The following is an 18,128-nucleotide window of genomic DNA, read 5'->3' as shown; positions in this document are numbered from 1 at the left end:
CGACTCCTTTCGATCCATTCCTTAAGCATCGGGATACGACGCATCGGCAATCAATGAGCGATGCGTCGTGGCAGGACGAAATGTAGTCGCGCGGTGGCGGCGGATAAATGCCCCATCCGCGAATAGATTTATCGACATGCGCGAATAATCGCTCGCGGCCCTGTCACGTAAGCAGGTGGAAAAAGAAAAAATGCTTTCCATCATGGCGATGGAAAGCATTCGACAAACGAGAACAACAGCGATGCCGCGTTAAACCACGACGTCCGCGGTTCCCGCCACTTCAGGCGTGCCATGACGCACGATCATCGGCGATGCGGTGCTCGTCGGCAGGCAACGCTCTTCCGCGTCCTTCTGGCCTTGCAGCAGCGGGCAACGCTCGAATAGCTCCGCAACCCAGTCGACAAAGACACGCACTTTCGGCGACAGGTGCCGATTGTGCGGATACACCGCAGAAATAGGCATCGGCAGCGGATTCCATTGCGGCAACACTTCGACGAGTTCGCCCGAGCGCAGATAAGGCAGCGCCATGAATCGCGCGACCTGCACGATGCCGACGCCCTTGAGCCCGCAACTCAGATACGCTTCGGCGTCGTTCACCGCGATCATGCCGCGCATCTTCACTTCGATGGTTTCATCGTCAACGACGAAGTCCATGTCCATGATGCGGCCCGTGCGGCTCGAAAAATAATTGACCGCCGTGTGGTCCTGCAAATCATCGAGCGTCTTGGGCGTGCCGTGGCGTTCCAGATATTGCGGACTTGCGACCGTCACGCCCTGGAACACGCCGATGCGCCGCGCGACGAGACTCGAATCCTGCAGCGTGCCCACGCGAATCACGCAATCGACGCCTTCCTGAATGAGATCGACGGGTTTGTCGCCGAAGCCCATCATCAGTTCGATATCCGGATAGCGCGTGTGGAAATCGCATAGCTGAGGCATCACGATCAGGCGCCCGATCGCGCCGGGCATGTCCACGCGCAGCTTGCCGTGCGGGCCCTTGCCGTTGTTCGAGAACGTGCTCTCGGCCTCTTCGATGTCCGCGAGAATACGCACGCAACGTTCGTAATAAGCCGCGCCGTCGGGTGTGAGATTCAGCCTGCGCGTCGTGCGCTGAAGCAGACGCACGTTGAGAAAAGCTTCGAGGTTTTGAATGATCGTCGTCACCGATGCACGCGGCAAATTCAGCGTATCCGCTGCCCGCGAGAAGCTGTTCGTGTCGACGACGCGGGTAAAGACCTGCATTGCTTGTAGCCGATCCATGTTCTCGTACCTTCGATGCTGAGTGAGCGAGGAATTAAACGGGTGGCTAAGAAATTCGCTGCGCGGCCTAGCCACGATTGCCACGATTGTTCGGTGCGACCGAATTGTGTTGCCGGATTATAGGCATTTATCTAGAAAGGCGTGGACTCCAGAATTCGCACCATCGCAACTCATGCGCTAAGGCTTTGTTCACAAGGCCGTGCAACGGAATAACCATGGCAACACTGCTGGATCAGGAGTCACGTCCGAGACTGTGCATCGAAGAGGTGCGCATCGCGGGGCACGTCCAGCCCATCGTGCTGCGCAGCTATCGCCCGGCATCGGATGGCACCGTCTTGCCAATCGTGCTCTATTTTCACGGTGGTGGTTTTACACACGGCGATCTGGATGACGCCGACATCGCCGCATCGACCATCGCACGCGATACACCGGCGTGGGTCGTGTCGGTCGGCTATTCGCTCGCGCCGGCGTTTCCCTTTCCCGCCGCGCCCGAAGACGGCTATCGCGCGGCGCAATGGGCCTTCGCGCATGCACGCGGTCAGCGCGCGGACCCGCAGCGCATGGGCGTCGCGGGGCACGATGCGGGCGGCAATCTCGCGACGTGCGTGGCCGCCATTGCACGCGATCGGGGCGACATCCGCATGTCCGCGCAGGCGCTTCTTGCACCGCTGCTCGATCCGAGCATGACGCGCGTGGCCGACGAGCGCAAGGTCTTGTGTCCCGATCTCGAACTGAGCGAGTGCGCGCGGTGCTATCGCGCGTACTTGCCGAATCCGTCGCAACGTTTGCATCCGTATGCTGCGCCGCTCGAGTCGCGGCGTCTCGCTGGCCTGCCTCCTGCATTGATCGCGAGCGCGGAGCATGACCTTCTGCATATCGAAGCCGAGAAATACGCAGCCGAATTGATCGCCGCTGGCGTGCCGACGGAAGTCACGCGTCATGGCAAGGCATCGCATCAGGCGCTCGCCGCGCATGCGTCGGCATTGAAGGATGTCGTCGCGTTCTTCAGGAAACGGCTCGCGCGCACCACCTAAGTGCGAAGCCACGCACCACAAAAAAAACAAACTCAACGCAACCGGAGCTTTCCATCATGATGTTCACTCGCAAACGCATCTATGCCGCGCTAGGCGCGGCGCTGGTCATCGCAGGCGCGGGCGGCTATACCGTCTGGCGCGGCGAGGGCGACGCGGCCATCAACCAGGCGCACGCCGCGGCACAGGCCCCGGCCGCCACCGAAGTGGACGTGGCGACCGTGGTGTCGAAGACCATCACCGATTGGCAAAGCTACTCCGGCAGGCTGGAAGCGGTGAACCACGTGGACATTCGCCCGCTCGTGCCCGGCACGATCGTCGCGGTGCACTTCAGGGACGGCGCGCTCGTGAAGAAGGGCGATCCGCTCTTCACCATCGATCCGCGTCCCTACGAAGCCGAAGTCGATCGCGCACAGGCGCAGCTCGCGGCGGCTCAGGCGCGCAACGGCTATACATCGACGGACGCAGCGCGCGCCGAACGTCTGCTCTCGGACAACGCCATCGCCAAGCGCGATTACGACGAGAAGCAGAACGCTGCGCACGAGGCCGTCGCGAACCTGAAGGCCGCGCAGGCCGCGCTAGAAGCCGCGAAGATCAACCTCGCATACACGCATATCGTCGCGCCCGTGTCGGGCCGCGTGTCGCGTGCGGAGCTGACGGTCGGGAACATCGTCTCCACAGGCGCCAACGCGCCGCTCCTGACGACGCTCGTCTCCGTCTCGCCGATCTACGCATCGTTCGATGTGGACGAGCAGACCTACTTGCGCTATCTGGGCCGTGATGCGGGCAGCACCGTGCCGGTGTCGCTCGGTCTTGCCAACGAAGACGGCTATTCGCGCGAAGGCGTCGTCGATTCAGTCGATAACCGCCTCGACACGACGTCCGGCACGATCCGCGTACGCGCGCGCTTCAACAATCCGGACGGCTCGCTGGTGCCGGGCCTCTATGCGCGCATCAAGGTGGGCGGCGGCACGCCGCATCCGGCAGTGCTCGTCGACGATGCCGCCATCGGCACGGATCAGGACAAGAAGTACGTGATGGTCGTGGACAAGGACAGCCGCGCGCAATACCGCGAAGTCACGCTGGGCCAGACGCATGACGGCTTGCGCGTCATCGCGAAGGGACTCGCGCCGGGCGAGCGCATTGTCGTGAACGGCTTGCAGCGCGTGCGTCCGAACGATGTCGTGAAGGTCAACGCCGTCGCCATGAACGACACCGGCGACGCGCCTGCGGTGAAGACGGCATCGGCACAGTGATGCGCGTCATTCGTAACCAACAGAACCCGTCATGAACATATCTAAATTCTTCATCGACCGCCCGATTTTTGCGGGCGTGTTATCGGTGGTCGTGCTGCTGGCCGGGATCATCGCGATGTTCAGGCTGCCGATCTCCGAGTATCCGGAAGTCGTGCCGCCTTCGGTGGTCGTCCATGCGCAGTATCCCGGCGCGAACCCGAAGGTGATCGCGGAGACCGTGGCCTCGCCGCTCGAAGAGCAGATCAACGGCGTGGAAGACATGCTCTACATGCAGTCGCAGGCCAACAGCGACGGCAACCTGACGACCACGGTCACCTTCAAGCTCGGCACCGATCCGGACAAGAACACGCAGCTCGTGCAGAACCGCGTGAATCAGGCGTTGCCGCGTCTTCCGCAAGACGTGCAGCGGCTTGGCGTCACGACGATCAAGTCGTCGCCGACGCTCACGATGGTGGTCCACCTGAACTCGCCGAATGGCCGTTACGACATGACGTATCTGCGCAATTACGCGCTGATCAATGTGAAGGACCGGCTCGAACGGATTGCCGGCGTCGGCGAGGTGCAGTTGTGGGGTTCGGGCGATTACTCGATGCGCGTGTGGCTCGATCCGCAAAAGGTCGCGCAGCGTGGCCTGACCGCGACCGATGTCGTCAACGCCATTCGCGAGCAGAACGTGCAGGTGGCGGCAGGCGTGATCGGCGGTTCGCCGACGCTGCCGAACGTGCCGCTGCAACTCAACGTGAATGCACGCGGACGCTTGCAGAACGAGTCCGAGTTCCGCGATATCGTGCTGAAGACGTCGCCCGATGGCGCGGTCACGCATCTCGGCGATGTCGCGCGTGTCGAGTTGGCGGCATCTGAGTATGGCTTGCGCTCGCTGCTGGATAACAAGTCGGCGGTGGCTATCGCAATCAATCAGCAGCCGGGCGCGAACTCGCTGCAAATCTCCGACGAAGTGCGCAAGACGATGAAGGAACTGCAGGCGGACATGCCTGCGGGCCTCGAATATCAGATCGTCTATGACCCGACGCAATTCGTGCGTTCCAGTATTGAAGCGGTCATTCATACGCTCGCGGAAGCCATTGCGCTCGTCGTGCTCGTGGTGATCGTGTTTTTGCAGACGTGGCGTGCGTCGATCATTCCGCTTCTTGCCGTGCCCGTGTCGATCGTCGGGACGTTCTCGCTGTTGCTCGCGTTCGGTTTCTCGATCAACGCGCTATCGCTCTTCGGCATGGTGCTCGCCATCGGCATCGTGGTGGACGATGCGATCGTCGTGGTCGAAAACGTCGAGCGCAACATCGAAGCCGGGTTGTCCGCGAGAGAGGCCACGTATCAGGCCATGCGCGAAGTGAGCGGGCCGATCATCGCGATTGCGTTGACACTCGTGGCCGTGTTCGTGCCGCTCGCGTTCATGTCGGGTCTGACGGGCCAGTTCTACAAGCAGTTCGCGATGACCATCGCCATTTCGACAGTGATCTCTGCGTTCAATTCGCTGACGCTGTCGCCCGCGCTGGCCGCGCTGCTGCTCAAAGGTCACGACGAGCCTAAGGACTGGCTCACGCGTGGCATGGATCGCGTGTTCGGCGGCTTCTTCCGGCGCTTCAACGCGGTGTTTCATCGCGGTTCGAATGCATATGGCAAGGGCGTGACGGGCGTCATCAACCGCAAGGCGATCATGATGGTCCTCTATGCGGTGCTGCTCGCGGGCGCCGTGTTGATGGGCAAGATCGTGCCGGGCGGCTTCGTGCCCGCGCAGGACAAGGAGTATCTGATCAGCTTCGCGCAGTTGCCGAACGGCGCTTCGCTCGACCGCACCGAAGGCGTGATCCGCGAGATGAGCGCCATCGCGTTGAAGCAGCCGGGCGTGGAGAGCGCGGTGGAGTTTCCGGGCTTGTCGGTGAACGGCTTCACCAATTCGTCGAGCGCGGGCATCGTGTTCGTCACGCTCAAGCCGTTCAAGGACCGCGTGCATGACAAGGCGCTTTCCGCGAATGCCATCGCAGGCGCGCTGAATCAGAAATACGCGGGCATCAAGGGATCGTTCATCGCCGTGTTCCCGCCGCCGCCAGTGCTCGGCTTGGGGACACTCGGCGGCTTCAAGATGCAGCTCGAAGATCGCGGCGCACTCGGCTATGCCGCACTCGCCGATGCAACGCAGGCGTTCATCAAGCGCGCATCGCAAACGCCGGAACTGGGGCCGACGTTCTCCAGCTATCAAATCAACGTGCCGCAGTTGAACGTCGATCTGGACCGCGTGAAGGCGAAGCAACTGGGCGTTTCCGTGACCGATGTGTTCGACACGATGCAGGTCTATCTCGGCTCGCTCTATGTGAACGACTTCAATCGCTTCGGCCGCGTGTATCAGGTGCGCGTGCAAGCGGATGCGCCGTTCCGCGCTAATCCCGAAGATATCGGCCTGCTCAAGACGCGTAACGCGAATGGCGACATGGTGCCTTTGTCGTCGCTCGTGAGAGTCTCGCCGACGTATGGCCCCGAAATGGTGGTGCGCTACAACGGCTACACGGCGGCGGACATCAACGGCGGCCCGGCGCCAGGCTATTCGTCGGGACAGGCGCAGGCGGCGGCGGAACGCATCGCGGCGCAAGTGCTGCCGCGCGGGATCAAGTTCGAATGGACCGATCTCACGTATCAGCAGATTCTCGCGGGCAACGCGGCGCTGTGGGTGTTTCCGATCAGCGTGCTGCTCGTGTTCCTTGTGCTCGCCGCGTTGTATGAAAGCCTGACGCTGCCGCTCGCGGTCATTCTGATCGTGCCGATGAGCATTCTGTCCGCGCTGATCGGCGTATGGCTCACAGATGGCGACAACAACATCTTCACGCAGATCGGCTTGATGGTGCTCGTGGGCTTGTCAGCGAAGAACGCGATTCTCATCGTCGAATTTGCACGAGAGCTGGAAATGCAGGGGCGTTCCATCGTGCAGGCCGCAATCGAAGCGAGCCGCCTGCGTTTGCGTCCGATCCTGATGACGTCCATCGCGTTCATCATGGGCGTGGTGCCGCTCGTGCTGTCGTCGGGCGCGGGCTCGGAAATGCGTCACGCGATGGGCGTCGCGGTCTTCTTCGGCATGTTGGGCGTGACGCTCTTCGGCCTGATGCTGACGCCCGTGTTCTACGTGATTCTGCGCAAGCTGAGCCGCACCGAGCATGTCACGGACAAGCATGGCACGCATCCGCAGATGCGCGGTATCGGCGCTTCATACGAGGCGCAATGAGGTCGATCATGAACAAGATGCCTATGAAAAAATGGCTGGGATTGCCCGCGCTGATGGGCGCATTGCTGATGCTCGCGGGATGTTCGCTCGCGCCCACCTATGAAAAGCCGGATGTGAATGCACCGAGCGTCTACAAGGAAACGCCGACGTTGTCGCCATCGGAAGCGGGAACCTGGAAGACGGCGCAGCCTTCCGAAGAGATGTTGCGCGGCGAATGGTGGACCTTATTCGATGACGCCACGCTCAACGATGTGGAACGTCAGGCGCAAGATGCAAATCAGAACCTGAAAGCAGCGGCAGCGCGCGTGAAAGAGGCGCGCGGAATCAATCAGACCGCGCGCGCAGGGCTTTTCCCGACGCTCGACGCGGGCTTCGGTCCGACGCGCGAGAAGCTCTCGCCGGCATCGCAACTGCTGCCGGCGAATGCGAACGTTCCGGCGCAGTCGTTGTGGCGTGCAGAGGCCAGCGTGTCGTATGAAGTGGATCTGTTCGGGCGCGTGTCCAACTCGGTCCAGGCCGCGAACGCCGATACGCAGCAAAGCGAAGCCTTGTTCCGTTCAGTGCAGCTCGCATTGCAGGCGGACGTCGCGCAAAACTACTTCGAGCTACGCGAACGCGATGCCGAACTGGATGTGTACACGCGTACCGTGACGCTGCGTGAAGAGGCGCTGAAACTCGCAGAGCGCCGGTTCGCCGAAGGCGACATCAGCGAACTGGATGTGGCCCGCGCGAAGTCGGAGCTCGCGACCGCGCGTTCGGATGCGATGACCGTGCAACGGCTGCGCGCCGCATCCGAGCATAGCCTCGCAGTGCTGCTCGGCAAGACGCCCGCGCAGTTCTCGATGGCAGCCAATCCGCTCAGACCTGTCACCGTGCGCGTGCCGCCGGGCTTGCCGTCTTCCTTGCTCGAACGCCGTCCCGACATTGCGGCAGCGGAGCGGTCGATGGCGGCAGCGAATGCACGCATCGGCGTGGCGAAGGCCGCGTTCTTTCCGTCGCTCAACCTGACAGGCTCGGGCGGCTTCGAGTCGGCCACGCTCGGCGATCTCTTCAACTGGTCGAGCCGCACGTTCTTGCTCGGACCGTTCGCGGGCACCATGCTGAATCTGCCAATCTTCGATGGCGGGCGTCGCAAAGGCAATCTCGCGAATGCACGCGCCATTTACGAAGAGGACGTAGCGAATTATCGGCAGCAAGTGCTCGTGGCATTCCGTGAAGTCGAAGACAATCTGTCTGACTTGCGCATTCTCGAAACGCAAACGGCGACGCAAGCGGATGCGGTGAATGCGTCGGTACGCGCAGCGCAGCTCTCGCGCACGCAGTACACGGAAGGCGCGGTGAATTATCTCGACGTGATCGACGCGGAGCGCACGGTCCTGCAATCGCAGCGCGGGGCGGTTCAGCTTGCGGGGGCGCAAGCGGTATCGACGGTCAACCTCGTTCGCGCTTTAGGCGGCGGCTGGGGCGATGCGATGCCCACGCCCGTGCCTGAACCGAGTCTTGCGCAGAAGTAATGGCGATGCGAGAAGCCCCGCTTAGAGCGGGGCTTTTCGCATGCAGGCGATTGTTCGCCGCAAGGAACATATGTCTTCACTTAGCGCCCATTTATCCCATGCGACGCGATCCCTAGAATCTCAATCATGGGAACGGGAGCGTGCAATGAGAGCTTTGATCGCAAGACAACTGTATCAACCATCCGTGGTGCTGCCACTGCTTCTTTTGACGCGGCTGATGGTTTCGCTTGACTTCAACCTCGCGCAAGTCGTGCTTGTGATGCTGCTCAAAGGCTCGCAGCAGGTCTATCAGATCATGGCGCATCAAATTGCACATCAAGCGGCACTGCGTCAGCGTGGCGGCGCGGCGGTGGAACGCATCGCCTGCCGTCACTGCTGCTAGGCGTGGTTAATAAACTTCGGGGACATACATCGATTCCGGAACGGGCTGACGCAAGTAGTCGGGATTGAAAACACGCTCCGGCAGCGTGATCGATGGGTGTTCGATCTCGTGATACGGCACCTGACTCAACAGGTGGTGAATGCAGTTGAGGCGAGCGCGCTTCTTGTCGACGGCCTGCACGACCCACCACGGCGCTTCGGGAATATGCGAACGTTGCAGCATCACTTCCTTCGCGGCCGTGTACGCTTCCCAGCGACGGCGGCTCTCAAGATCCATCGGGCTGAGTTTCCACTGCTTCAGCGGATCTTCGATTCGCGCCTGAAAGCGCACTTCCTGTTCGTCATCGGTAATCGAGAACCAGTATTTGATGATCTGGATGCCGCTGCGCACGAGCATCTTCTCGAACTCGGGAACCGAGCGAAAGAATTCTTCATACTCTTCGTCGGTGCAGAAATGCATCACGCGCTCGACGCCCGCGCGGTTATACCAGCTTCGATCGAACAGCACGATCTCGCCGCCCGCGGGCAACTGCGACACGTACCGCTGAAAGTACCATTGCGTGCGCTCGCGATTGTTCGGGGCGGGCAGGGCGGCCACGCGGCACACGCGCGGATTGAGCCGCTGCGTGATACGTTTGATGGCGCCGCCCTTGCCCGCGGCGTCGCGGCCTTCGAAGATCACGACGAGCCGGTGGCCCGTATGGACCACCCAGTCCTGTAGCTTCACCAATTCGCCTTGCAGCCGGAACAACTCGCGAAAATAGGTCTTGCGAAGCTGCCGCTCCTCGTCGGAAAACGCCGCTTCGCCGTCGAGCAAGCGATCGTCGATCTCCATCTCGAACTCTTCGTCGTAGCTGTCGATCAGGTCGGCGTGGAAGCGGCGCTGTTTGTCCGTCGTGGTCATTGAGTACTCCATGTGCGTTCTGTGGCGTGCTTTTAGGGCGCAACTGCTGGCGATGCCCTGCGCGCTGCGCGGGCGTCGCTAAACGCCCGATGGTGACGCTTACGGATGGCATGCATGTGACACCGCCCATGCGCCATCCATTGTAGAAAGCCGCGCGCTTTATGACACTGCCCGCGCGGACTTTAGAATGGTCGGGCGTTTCAAGGGCATAACGATGGCACATCCATTCCAGAGGCGAACCGCACGATGACCGACACACCTAGCGCAATCCCCTTCTTCGACGCGACGCAAACGGCGCGCCTTCTGCCTTACGACCGTCTGGCGGACACGCTCGCCGCCACGATGCTCGACTATGCCGCCGGTCGCATTGCCAGCCCCGAGCGCATGGTCGTCGCGTTGGCGGAAGGCGGCGTGATGCTCTCGATGCCCGCGACCGCCGCCGACATCGCCATGCACAAGCTCGTCAACGTGTGCCCCGGCAATGGCGCGCGCGGCTTGCAGACCATCCACGGTCAGGTCACCGCCTTCGACGCGACGACGGGCGTGCCGCAATTCATGCTCGACGGTCCCACCGTGACGGGGCGCCGGACGGCCGCGGTCTCCATGCTTGCCATCCGGACGCTCGCCGCCGACGTTCCGCGTGACGTGCTCGTGATCGGCACAGGAAAGCAGGCTGCTTCGCATGTGGAAGCACTCGCGAGCCTTTATCCCGACGCGCGCATATTGGTACTCGGCTCGCGCGCCGGGCGTGCGAGCGCGTTCTGCGCGGAGCATGGCGCACTGTCATCGAATCTCGTCGCGCTCGAAGACTCCGCGATTCCAGCCTCCGTCGACGTGGTCATCGCCGCGACGACGAGCAAAACGCCGGTGTACACGCAACCGGCCGATGCGGAGCGACTCGTGATAGGCGTAGGCGCCTTCACCGCCGATGCCGCCGAAATCGCGGGCTCGACCATTCGAACAAGCACGTTGTTTGTCGACGACCTTGCGGGCGCGCGCCACGAGGGGGGAGATTTCATCCTCGCCGGAATCGACTGGAGCACGGTGCGTCCGCTCGCGAGCGCGCTTGCATCACAGGAGAAACGCGACGCGCCGGTGGTGTTCAAATCGGTCGGCTGCGCGGCATGGGACCTGGCGGCCTGCCGAGTTGCAAAGGCCGTCTTGTCTGGCCAAAGCAAAGCCGCGTGACAGGTGGAACAGCCCTTGCTGTAAGTTTGCTCAATGACGATGGCGCGTCGGCGCTCAAGCACTTCAGCGAATGAACAGATCAATGAATAGTCGAAATGACACGGACCGGGCAGTATGGCCGGCTTTACACAGGACCGCCCACAGCAGCGAGCTGGCGGGCGCGCGCGCTCCGGCGCCGTCTGCACAAGGGCGCGCGGCGCCGCCTGCCGCCTATTTCATCTCGGTTCTCGAAATGGCAACCGGCGAGCAACTCGGCAAGGAGGAGCGCGTCCGCGCGGTCGCCATGCTGGAGACGGAATTCGGCGCAGGCAGGCCGCGTACGCTAAAAGAGGCGGTGCGCATATGCGCCGCCGCCATCGACTCTTCAACTTTGCAGCGCATGGCACGCGGCGCAAAGGCCTGAGAATCGAAGGACGAAGGCGCGCGAATCAGACTTCTTTTAAGCACGTTTTTTCATCAACGTGTAAAAGAGGCGTGCTATTTGACGGTCTGAATGACCTCGAAGCCTTCGAACTCGGGATGCCCCAGATAGAGCTGACGCGTTTCGCCGCCCGCATTGCGATGCGCGGCGCGAAACGCGTCGGAGCGCGTCCAGTCTTCGAACGCCGCCCGATTCGCCCAGATCGTATGGCTCGAATAGAGCACATGGTCGTCTTTCGCCGGGCCTTTGAGCAAATGGAATTCGACGAAGCCGGGCACGTCCTTGAGATGCGTGTCGCGGCTCGTCCATAGGCGCTCGAAATCCGCTTCGGCCCCCGGCACGATCTTGAAGCGATTCATGGCGATATACATGTCGATATGTTCCTTTACGGTGACTGAACGAACGAGTGCTTAGGCGCGCGCCAGTTCCACTATCGTCGCAAATCCGCCGAAAAACATGCGCTTTGCATCGAACGGCGGCTCGGCTTTCTCCATCAGGGCCTTGAGGCGCGGGTCCTCCATGACTTTGGCGTTGACCGCGTCACGCTGCTCGCGCGATTCATACAGTATCCACGAGAACGCGACCGTTTCGCCTTCTTGCAACTGCACGCTTTGCGGGAATGAAGTCACTTTCCCCGGCTTCACGTCGTCGGCAATGCTCTCGATGAATTGCAGTGCGCCGTGTTCAAGCCAGATCTTGCCGGCCTCTTCCGCCATGACGCGATAAGCGTCGATCTTGCCGATGGGTACGGGTACGACGAAACCATCCACATAGTGCGACATCTGAGCCTCCTTTTAGGCGAATCGACAGCGCAATGCCGTCAGATGCATTGGAGTTTTCACTGCGCGACGAAGTTCAGGACACGATGGTCAAGCGATAGGGACGACAGCGGCGCGAAATTCATCGCAAGGATGGATGCAGGCGGCTCCCGGCGCACATGCGCGAGTACTGCCTTAACGACGATGGCATGCGTGACGATCAGGCATCGCTCATTCATAGCGTTGTCGCGGGCAAGGCCGGAAAGTGCCTTCGCGACGCGCTCATAAAGCATGGCAACGCTTTCGCCGCCATGTGGCCGCGCATCAACGTTCGCCAACCATGCGGCCACGCCTTCGGGGTCTTGTTCCGCGATAGCACTGATCGAATGCCCACGCCATTCACCATAGTCGATATCGCGGAATGCGTCGTCGATCAGATAGGTCTGCGCGATCCATCCGGCCGTTGCACACGCCGCCGCAGCGGGACTCGCGATGACGCGGCCCTCATAGCCCGCGAAGCGTCGGGCAAGCGTCTCGCGGTCGTCGCAAGCAGGCGGCTCATCACCCGTCGGAAAAAGGGCGGCTTTCATCGCTTGCGTGGCGGCGTGGCACAGAAAGATGGCGTTCAATGAATAGGGCGGCCGGAATCGTTGCTTTACTTTGCCCGCAATCGTCATAGAATGGCAAGCTTGCAGTGCGAGGAAGCCGGTGCAAACCCGGCACGGTCGCGCCACTGTGAGCGGTTTTGTCGTGAAGACAGTCCGCGAGTCAGACCCCGCTGCAAGCTCTTCGTCTATCGGGACGCGCTTTTCCCTTGGAGAACATCAATGAATGCCGCTCACGCGCCGGTCCATGCCGCCGCTTCAATTTCCCCTGCCTTCGATGCGCCGGTGCCTATTCCGGTGCGTGAAGTGTTGCCCTGGGCCGTGTTCATCGGCCTGATTCTCTTGATCGCCATCTATTTCGTCGGCGCCGAGCAGGGCGCGACGTCGATCATTTCTGGCATGTACCTTCACGAATTCGTGCATGACGGCCGGCACTTGCTCGGCTTTCCCTGCCACTAAGAGCGCGCCATGATTCGCAGCTTGTTGATACGCGGCATGATCGCGGGATTCGTCGCGGGCCTGCTCGGCTTCGGCTTTGCGAAGCTCGTGGCTGAGCCGTTCGTCGCGCGTGCAATCGCGTTTGAAGAAACCCATGCGCACGCCCATGACCATGAGCATCACGAAGGCGCGGCCCATTCACACGATCACGACAGCGATGAAGAACTCGTGAGCCGGGACACACAGGCTGGCCTCGGCCTCTTTACCGGCGTGGCGGTATTCGGCACGGCGCTTGGCGGCATTTTCTCGCTGGTATTCGCTTTCGCTTATGGTCGGCTCGGCGCATTGCACGCGCGGGGTACGTCAGCGTTGCTTGCGATGCTCGGTTTTTTAAGCGTGGTAGTCGTGCCGTTTCTGAAGTATCCGCCGAATCCGCCTGCCGTCGGCAACGCGGCGACCATTGGTCCTCGTACCGCGTTGTTCTTCGGCATGCTAACCGTTTCCATCGTGGCAGCGGTCATCGCCGTCGCGCTGCAAAGGCGGCTGCGTGCGCGTCGAGGCGAGTGGAATGCAACGATGATCGCGGGCGCTTTCTATGTCGCGTCGATGCTGCTCGCGCAATATGCGACGCCACCCGTCGATGAAGTGCCAGCGGACTTCTCCGCGTCCCTGCTGTGGAATTTTCGCGTGGCGGCTATCGGCATTCAGGTCATCATCTGGACGACGCTCGGGCTTGTGTTCGGCGCGCTCGCTGCACGTGAACTGGAACCGCCTGCATTGCGCAAAATGGCGAACGTTTAAGCGTTTTCTTGCGACAGTGCCGCCTGCCTTCCGGGCAATTGGTCCAATAGCGCGAGCTTCGCGGCATCGTCCATCGAGCGGAACGATTTGATCTCTTCGCGGCTTCGGAAGCAGCCCGCACATAGACCGTGTGCGGGGTCGAGCTTGCATACGCCGGTGCATGGCGAACCGATCGGCTCTTGCGACTTTGCACGCGCGATGGTGAACGCCAGATCGATGATCGTCATAGCGATTCGCCCCGGAATAGCGCAGCAGCCGCCGCCGGATTCGATGGCCAATAGGCGTGCATATACGTGGCCGTGACGCGGCCGTGGCGATATAGCGCTTCGCCTTCGGCGCCCGTCGTCGCATGCTTCGAGGTCAGTTGCGGCTGCATGGATGTATCGAGCGTGGAGTAATGGAACGTGTGGCCGGTGAGTGCGCCATGTGCCGTATCGAGCCGCTGCATCGCAAGACGGGCGAGACGGCGCTGCATGAACGCGTTGCCGGGCAGTACACCGAGCATCGCGTGCTTGGCGCCTTCTACATCGGTGAGTGAGTCCAGCAGATACAACATGCCGCCGCATTCAGCGACGACGGCGCCTTGCCGCGCGACATGCGCTTGAATCGATGTCCGCGTGTGCAGGTTGCAGGCGAGAGTCGCCGCATGCAACTCCGGATAACCGCCGGGAAAATAGAGTGCATCGGCGTTGGCGGGCACCGGTTCATCGGCGAGCGGCGAGAACGTGGTGACGCGTGCGCCCATTGCGTGCAGCAGGTCCACATTGGCCGGGTAGATGAAAGAGAATGCAGCGTCGCGCGCGATTGCAATATGTAGACCTTCGAGCAGGCGCGGCGGCGCAGCAAGCGTCGCGTCCTCAAAGTGAACCGGCGGCGGCAGGTCCGCAAGCGTCGTGGCGGCAATGGCATCCGCCGCGCGGTCAAGACGCGCATCGAGTCCCGCGACTTCTTGCGCTTGCGTCAGGCCCAGATGACGCTCGGGCAACGCGATGTCGTCTGTATTTGAAAGATGCCCGCAAAAGCGCAGCCCATCTGGAATGGCCTCGGCCAACATCTGCGCATGCCGCGCGGAAGCAACGCGGTTCGCGAGCACGCCATGGAACGGCACGTCCGCACGATAACGCGCGAGTCCGAACGCCACCGCGCCGAAGGTCTGCGCCATGCCATGAGCTCCGATCACCGCAAGCACCGGAACATTGAACGCGGCGGCAAGATCGGCGCTGCTCGGCGTTCCGTCGAATAGACCCATGACGCCTTCGATCAGAATGAGATCGGCTTCACGCGCGGCCTGTGCAAGCAACGCTCGGCATGCGTCGAGGCCGACCATCGACAAATGCAGCGAATAAACGGGCGATCCGCAAGCGCGCTCGAGAATCATCGGATCGAGGAAATCGGGGCCGGTCTTGAACACGCGCACGCGTAAGCCGCGCCGCGCATGATGACGCGCCAGCGCGGACGTCACCGTGGTCTTGCCCTGATGCGAGGCGCTCGCGCCGATGAAAAGTGCGGGACACGTCGGCATGGCGTTAGAACTCGACGCCGGGTTGCGCCTTGACGCCTTGCTCGCGATAGGGATGCTTCACGAGCCGCATCTCCGTGACGAGGTCCGCCGTTTCGACGAGCGCATCGGGCGCATGACGGCCCGTGACGACTACGTGCAGCATCGCGGGACGCGCCTTCAACACATCCAGGACTTCGTCGAGCGGCAAGTATTCGTACTTGAGCACAGTGTTGAGCTCATCGAGCACGACCATCTGATACTCGCCGCTTTCTATCATGCGCCGCGCTTCGTTCCAGCCTTTGCGCGCGGTTGCCATGTCCGCCTCGCGGTTCTGGGTGTTCCATGTGTAGCCGTCGCCCATCGTCACGAAATCGCAATTGGCGACTGCGCTCAGGAAATCGCGCTCTGACGTATGCAGCGCGCCCTTGATGAACTGAACGACGCCGAGCTTCATTCCATGGCCGAGCACGCGCACGGCCATGCCGAATGCCGCCGTGGTCTTGCCCTTGCCATTGCCTGTATTGACGATCAAGAGACCTTTCTCGTGATCGGCGGCGGCCTGCTTCTTTTCGTGGCCTTCCTTGCGACGCTGCGTCATGCGCAGATGCGATTCGGTATCGGTTTTCATGGGCTTTTTCAGGCTTTCTTCATTGCGATGGCGACGGTCACGCGACCCTCGATCGTCTTGCGCACGAGAAGCTCTCCGCCATCGCTTGCAAGCAGCGCGCAAGGCTCGCATACGCCATCAGCGGGCATCCGCGCGATTTCCTCTGCAGGAAAGAACCGCAATGGCAGGTCATGACGATCGCAAAAGACACGCAGGCCGGCTTCATCTTGCTTGATGTCGATGCTGGCAATGACCGCGATGTGCGCGAACGCGAACGCCGCCGAATCGAGCGCAGCACGTACGGCGGCTTCGATCGCATCGGCGCTCACGCCGCGTCTGCAGCCTATGCCGATCGCAAGACGGCGCTGGCTCGCGCAAGAATGCATCATGGAACGAATGGGCGGAAAGCTTGGCGCCGCGCATGCGTCCCTCGCGGATGGCGGCGTTCGGCGAAGGCATCGGTACGTTATAGCGATGCGCTTCGTCTCCTGCGCTGGCCGGTATCCGGGCTTGCGGCCTTCATCGCGCAGCCTTCCCACCGTGAACGGGCAGTGGCCTTGTGCGCCATGCGCGGCATCGTGAATGCTGATGCCGCCGGTCGCGTACCGTTGCGGGGACAGCACAGGCGGGCGGTCCATTCATGTCTTGAAGAGGCCGCGTCCTGTTTCCCGTTTAACTGCGCGTTTCGTGCGAACGCGCGAGCACCAGTCGCGGGCCAACGATACCACATGCACCCGCTTTCAGTGTCGGCTTCCTTGACGCTCGTTCGCGCTCAGCCTAGACTTCACGCAGTTCTGGTGCCCGCGTGCGAGCTTCTTTCGCGCGCAGTTAAACGGGAAGCAGGAAGCGCATCGCTCCATACGAACGGACGCACGCCAACCTGCGCTGCCCCCGCAACGGTAAGCGACTGGCGGTATCGGCTATGACGATACCGCGCGTTGCGCACGAAGCCACTGTCGGTTCACGGCAGGAAGGCGGTGCAACGAGGTCGCAAGCCCGGATACCGGCCAGAATTTCGCAGGGACCACGCCGCGGGGATGCGGCATGTCCCATGATCCATCAATCGCGCGCTTTTTCCCGCAGATGTTTCGCCAGACGATGCCGTCATCGCGCGACGCACGACGCACGCATACACGAGCCACGGAGCCACGATGCAAACCCGCAAGATTCCCGTCACGGTCGTGACCGGCTTTCTCGGCAGCGGCAAGACTACCTTGATGCGCCATATCATGTCGAATGCGCAGGGCTTGCGCCTCGCCGTCATCGTGAATGAATTCGGCGAGCTCGGCATCGACGGGGAAATCCTGAAGGGCTGTGGTATCGGTTGCGACGATGAAGCCGCGTCCACCGACCGCAATCTCTATGAACTCGCTAACGGGTGCCTCTGCTGCACGGTGCAGGAAGAGTTCTATCCGGTGATGGAGCAGTTACTGGAACGCCGCGAGCGCATCGATCATGTGTTGATCGAGACGTCCGGGCTCGCATTGCCGAAGCCACTCGTGCAGGCGTTCAACTGGCCGTCGATCAAGAATGCCTTCACGGTCGATGCGGTCATCACGGTGGTCGATGGTCCTGCCGCAGCAAGCGGACAGTTCGCCGCGAATCCCGCAGCGGTCGACGCGCAACGCAAGGCCGACCCGAATCTGGATCATGAATCGCCGCTGCATGAGCTGTTCGAAGATCAGCTGTCCTCGGCCGATCTCGTGATCGTCAACAAGACGGACCTCATGGACGCCGCTTCACTGCGCCGCGTCGAAGAACTCGTGCGTCCCGAGATTCCGCCGCAAGTGAAGGTCGTGCCCGCGCAAATGGGCAAGCTGGATGTGCATGCGCTGCTCGGTCTGCAATCGGCGTCCGAGGAGAGCATCCATCTCCGTCACGATCATCATGGTTCGGCGGATGATGAAGGACACGTCGATCATCACCATGACGAATTCAATTCGGTTGTGGTCCAGGCGGAAGTCGAGTCGCGCGAACAGGCCATTGCCGCGCTACAGACGCTCGTCGAAAATCACACGATCTATCGCGTCAAGGGTTTCGCCGCGCTGCCTGGCGCTGCCATGCGTCTGGTGGTGCAAGGCGTGGGCCGGCGCTTCGACAGCTACTTCGACCGGCGTTGGAATGACGGCGAAGCGGCGAGCCGTTTCGTGCTGATCGGCGAAGATCTCGATCGACATACGCTGCAAGCAGCGTTGAACGCGGCGCTCGCCACCGCGCTCGCGCAGGCCTGA

General features: G+C 61.8%; 19 protein-coding genes and 3 riboswitches. Of the genes, 10 read left to right on the top strand and 9 right to left on the bottom strand.

Translation table 11 applies throughout. From position 1 onward, the window contains the following. Nucleotides 1–249 precede the first annotated feature (249 nt). A complete protein-coding gene (locus GV035_RS04640; RefSeq protein WP_159833824.1) occupies nt 250–1,260 on the bottom strand; it encodes a LysR family transcriptional regulator in 1,011 nt (336 codons plus the stop codon). A gap of 215 nt (nt 1,261–1,475) precedes the next feature. Between GV035_RS04640 and GV035_RS04635 the strand changes: the two genes are divergently transcribed. The 5 genes from GV035_RS04635 to GV035_RS04615 all read left to right on the top strand — a co-directional run bounded on the left by GV035_RS04635 (nt 1,476) and on the right by GV035_RS04615 (nt 8,675). Further along, nucleotides 1,476–2,294, top strand: a complete 819-nt coding sequence (locus GV035_RS04635) for an alpha/beta hydrolase (protein ID WP_159833822.1) — start codon at nt 1,476–1,478, stop codon at nt 2,292–2,294. A gap of 56 nt (nt 2,295–2,350) precedes the next feature. After that, nucleotides 2,351–3,547, top strand: a complete 1,197-nt coding sequence (locus GV035_RS04630; protein WP_159833820.1) for an efflux RND transporter periplasmic adaptor subunit — start codon at nt 2,351–2,353, stop codon at nt 3,545–3,547. 31 nt (nt 3,548–3,578) lie between these two features. Then, the gene (locus GV035_RS04625; RefSeq protein ID WP_159833818.1) at nt 3,579–6,779 is read left to right on the top strand and encodes an efflux RND transporter permease subunit; all 3,201 of its coding nucleotides are present in this window, start codon (nt 3,579–3,581) and stop codon (nt 6,777–6,779) included. Nucleotides 6,780–6,787: 8 nt separating this feature from the next. Then, entirely contained in the window at nt 6,788–8,293 is a 1,506-nt protein-coding gene (locus GV035_RS04620) for an efflux transporter outer membrane subunit (protein ID WP_236572429.1), read from the top strand. Nucleotides 8,294–8,438: 145 nt separating this feature from the next. After that, nucleotides 8,439–8,675 carry a hypothetical protein gene (locus GV035_RS04615; protein ID WP_159833814.1) on the top strand — a complete coding sequence of 79 codons (237 nt, stop codon included), beginning with the start codon at nt 8,439–8,441 and terminating at the stop codon, nt 8,673–8,675. Between the two features lie 6 nt (nt 8,676–8,681). Here GV035_RS04615 and ppk2 read toward each other — a convergent pair whose 3' ends face one another. Then, a complete protein-coding gene (gene ppk2 / locus GV035_RS04610) occupies nt 8,682–9,578 on the bottom strand; it encodes a polyphosphate kinase 2 (protein ID WP_159833812.1) in 897 nt (298 codons plus the stop codon). A 246-nt stretch (nt 9,579–9,824) separates the two neighbouring features. Here ppk2 and lhpI point away from each other — a divergent pair, with 246 nt between their 5' ends. Together lhpI and GV035_RS29270 are read left to right on the top strand one after the other, a co-directional pair. Continuing rightward, a complete protein-coding gene (gene lhpI, locus GV035_RS04605) occupies nt 9,825–10,766 on the top strand; it encodes a bifunctional Delta(1)-pyrroline-2-carboxylate/Delta(1)-piperideine-2-carboxylate reductase (RefSeq protein WP_159833810.1) in 942 nt (313 codons plus the stop codon). Between the two features lie 70 nt (nt 10,767–10,836). Next, nucleotides 10,837–11,169, top strand: coding sequence for a hypothetical protein (locus tag GV035_RS29270; RefSeq protein ID WP_236572428.1), 333 nt, complete (start codon nt 10,837–10,839; stop codon nt 11,167–11,169). Between the two features lie 74 nt (nt 11,170–11,243). Here GV035_RS29270 and GV035_RS04595 read toward each other — a convergent pair whose 3' ends face one another. From GV035_RS04595 to GV035_RS04585, 3 genes are read right to left on the bottom strand one after another with little or no spacing between them, the layout of a single operon-like run. Continuing rightward, nucleotides 11,244–11,558, bottom strand: a complete 315-nt coding sequence (locus GV035_RS04595; RefSeq protein ID WP_159833808.1) for an antibiotic biosynthesis monooxygenase family protein — start codon at nt 11,556–11,558, stop codon at nt 11,244–11,246. Between the two features lie 39 nt (nt 11,559–11,597). Beyond that, on the bottom strand, nt 11,598–11,969 hold the full coding sequence (locus GV035_RS04590; RefSeq protein WP_159833806.1) for a DUF1428 domain-containing protein: 372 nt from the start codon (nt 11,967–11,969) through the stop codon (nt 11,598–11,600). 56 nt (nt 11,970–12,025) lie between these two features. Further along, entirely contained in the window at nt 12,026–12,535 is a 510-nt protein-coding gene (locus tag GV035_RS04585; RefSeq protein WP_236572427.1) for a histidine phosphatase family protein, read from the bottom strand. An 85-nt stretch (nt 12,536–12,620) separates the two neighbouring features. Then, nucleotides 12,621–12,742: riboswitch (cobalamin riboswitch) on the top strand. A 30-nt stretch (nt 12,743–12,772) separates the two neighbouring features. Here GV035_RS04585 and GV035_RS04580 point away from each other — a divergent pair. Both GV035_RS04580 and GV035_RS04575 read left to right on the top strand, forming a co-directional pair. After that, a complete protein-coding gene (locus GV035_RS04580) occupies nt 12,773–13,009 on the top strand; it encodes a CbtB domain-containing protein (RefSeq protein ID WP_159833802.1) in 237 nt (78 codons plus the stop codon). Between the two features lie 9 nt (nt 13,010–13,018). Then, nucleotides 13,019–13,789, top strand: coding sequence for a CbtA family protein (locus tag GV035_RS04575; RefSeq protein WP_159833800.1), 771 nt, complete (start codon nt 13,019–13,021; stop codon nt 13,787–13,789). Here the strand turns inward: GV035_RS04575 and GV035_RS04570 are convergent. The 4 genes from GV035_RS04570 to GV035_RS04555 are packed head-to-tail and all read right to left on the bottom strand — an operon-like array spanning nt 13,786 to nt 16,283. After that, entirely contained in the window at nt 13,786–14,016 is a 231-nt protein-coding gene (locus GV035_RS04570) for a DUF1289 domain-containing protein (protein WP_159833798.1), read from the bottom strand. The genes GV035_RS04575 and GV035_RS04570 overlap by 4 nt on opposite strands. Continuing rightward, on the bottom strand, nt 14,013–15,311 hold the full coding sequence (locus tag GV035_RS04565) for a cobyrinate a,c-diamide synthase (RefSeq protein WP_159833796.1): 1,299 nt from the start codon (nt 15,309–15,311) through the stop codon (nt 14,013–14,015). The genes GV035_RS04570 and GV035_RS04565 overlap by 4 nt, the downstream gene beginning before the upstream one ends. Nucleotides 15,312–15,315: 4 nt before the next feature. After that, nucleotides 15,316–15,918, bottom strand: coding sequence for a cob(I)yrinic acid a,c-diamide adenosyltransferase (gene cobO, locus GV035_RS04560; protein ID WP_159833794.1), 603 nt, complete (start codon nt 15,916–15,918; stop codon nt 15,316–15,318). An 8-nt stretch (nt 15,919–15,926) separates the two neighbouring features. After that, complete coding sequence (locus GV035_RS04555) at nt 15,927–16,283, bottom strand: cobalamin biosynthesis protein (protein ID WP_159834953.1); 357 nt, start codon at nt 16,281–16,283, stop codon at nt 15,927–15,929. A gap of 92 nt (nt 16,284–16,375) precedes the next feature. Then, a riboswitch (cobalamin riboswitch) is annotated at nt 16,376–16,622 on the bottom strand. Nucleotides 16,623–16,675: 53 nt separating this feature from the next. After that, nucleotides 16,676–16,923: riboswitch (cobalamin riboswitch) on the top strand. A 125-nt stretch (nt 16,924–17,048) separates the two neighbouring features. Between GV035_RS04555 and cobW the strand changes: the two genes are divergently transcribed. Then, nucleotides 17,049–18,128: a cobalamin biosynthesis protein CobW gene (gene cobW / locus GV035_RS04550; RefSeq protein ID WP_159833792.1), complete on the top strand. Its 1,080-nt coding sequence runs from the start codon at nt 17,049–17,051 to the stop codon at nt 18,126–18,128.

It is taken from the genome of Burkholderia sp. 8Y (assembly GCF_902506145.1).
Classification (GTDB): domain Bacteria; phylum Pseudomonadota; class Gammaproteobacteria; order Burkholderiales; family Burkholderiaceae; genus Caballeronia.
This window is presented reverse-complemented; position numbering and strand designations above follow the sequence as displayed.

What these genes read in the sequence shown, in the direction of transcription:
- GV035_RS04640 (WP_159833824.1), bottom strand. Translation starts at nt 1,260, where the DNA reads ATGGATCGGCTACAAGCAATGCAGGTCTTTACCCGCGTCGTCGACACG.
- GV035_RS04635 (WP_159833822.1), top strand. Translation starts at nt 1,476, where the DNA reads ATGGCAACACTGCTGGATCAGGAGTCACGTCCGAGACTGTGCATCGAA.
- GV035_RS04630 (WP_159833820.1), top strand. Translation starts at nt 2,351, where the DNA reads ATGATGTTCACTCGCAAACGCATCTATGCCGCGCTAGGCGCGGCGCTG.
- GV035_RS04625 (WP_159833818.1), top strand. Translation starts at nt 3,579, where the DNA reads ATGAACATATCTAAATTCTTCATCGACCGCCCGATTTTTGCGGGCGTG.
- GV035_RS04620 (WP_236572429.1), top strand. Translation starts at nt 6,788, where the DNA reads ATGAACAAGATGCCTATGAAAAAATGGCTGGGATTGCCCGCGCTGATG.
- GV035_RS04615 (WP_159833814.1), top strand. Translation starts at nt 8,439, where the DNA reads ATGAGAGCTTTGATCGCAAGACAACTGTATCAACCATCCGTGGTGCTG.
- ppk2 (WP_159833812.1), bottom strand. Translation starts at nt 9,578, where the DNA reads ATGACCACGACGGACAAACAGCGCCGCTTCCACGCCGACCTGATCGAC.
- lhpI (WP_159833810.1), top strand. Translation starts at nt 9,825, where the DNA reads ATGACCGACACACCTAGCGCAATCCCCTTCTTCGACGCGACGCAAACG.
- GV035_RS29270 (WP_236572428.1), top strand. Translation starts at nt 10,837, where the DNA reads ATGAACAGATCAATGAATAGTCGAAATGACACGGACCGGGCAGTATGG.
- GV035_RS04595 (WP_159833808.1), bottom strand. Translation starts at nt 11,558, where the DNA reads ATGTATATCGCCATGAATCGCTTCAAGATCGTGCCGGGGGCCGAAGCG.
- GV035_RS04590 (WP_159833806.1), bottom strand. Translation starts at nt 11,969, where the DNA reads ATGTCGCACTATGTGGATGGTTTCGTCGTACCCGTACCCATCGGCAAG.
- GV035_RS04585 (WP_236572427.1), bottom strand. Translation starts at nt 12,535, where the DNA reads ATGAAAGCCGCCCTTTTTCCGACGGGTGATGAGCCGCCTGCTTGCGAC.
- GV035_RS04580 (WP_159833802.1), top strand. Translation starts at nt 12,773, where the DNA reads ATGAATGCCGCTCACGCGCCGGTCCATGCCGCCGCTTCAATTTCCCCT.
- GV035_RS04575 (WP_159833800.1), top strand. Translation starts at nt 13,019, where the DNA reads ATGATTCGCAGCTTGTTGATACGCGGCATGATCGCGGGATTCGTCGCG.
- GV035_RS04570 (WP_159833798.1), bottom strand. Translation starts at nt 14,016, where the DNA reads ATGACGATCATCGATCTGGCGTTCACCATCGCGCGTGCAAAGTCGCAA.
- GV035_RS04565 (WP_159833796.1), bottom strand. Translation starts at nt 15,311, where the DNA reads ATGCCGACGTGTCCCGCACTTTTCATCGGCGCGAGCGCCTCGCATCAG.
- cobO (WP_159833794.1), bottom strand. Translation starts at nt 15,918, where the DNA reads ATGAAAACCGATACCGAATCGCATCTGCGCATGACGCAGCGTCGCAAG.
- GV035_RS04555 (WP_159834953.1), bottom strand. Translation starts at nt 16,283, where the DNA reads ATGCATTCTTGCGCGAGCCAGCGCCGTCTTGCGATCGGCATAGGCTGC.
- cobW (WP_159833792.1), top strand. Translation starts at nt 17,049, where the DNA reads ATGCAAACCCGCAAGATTCCCGTCACGGTCGTGACCGGCTTTCTCGGC.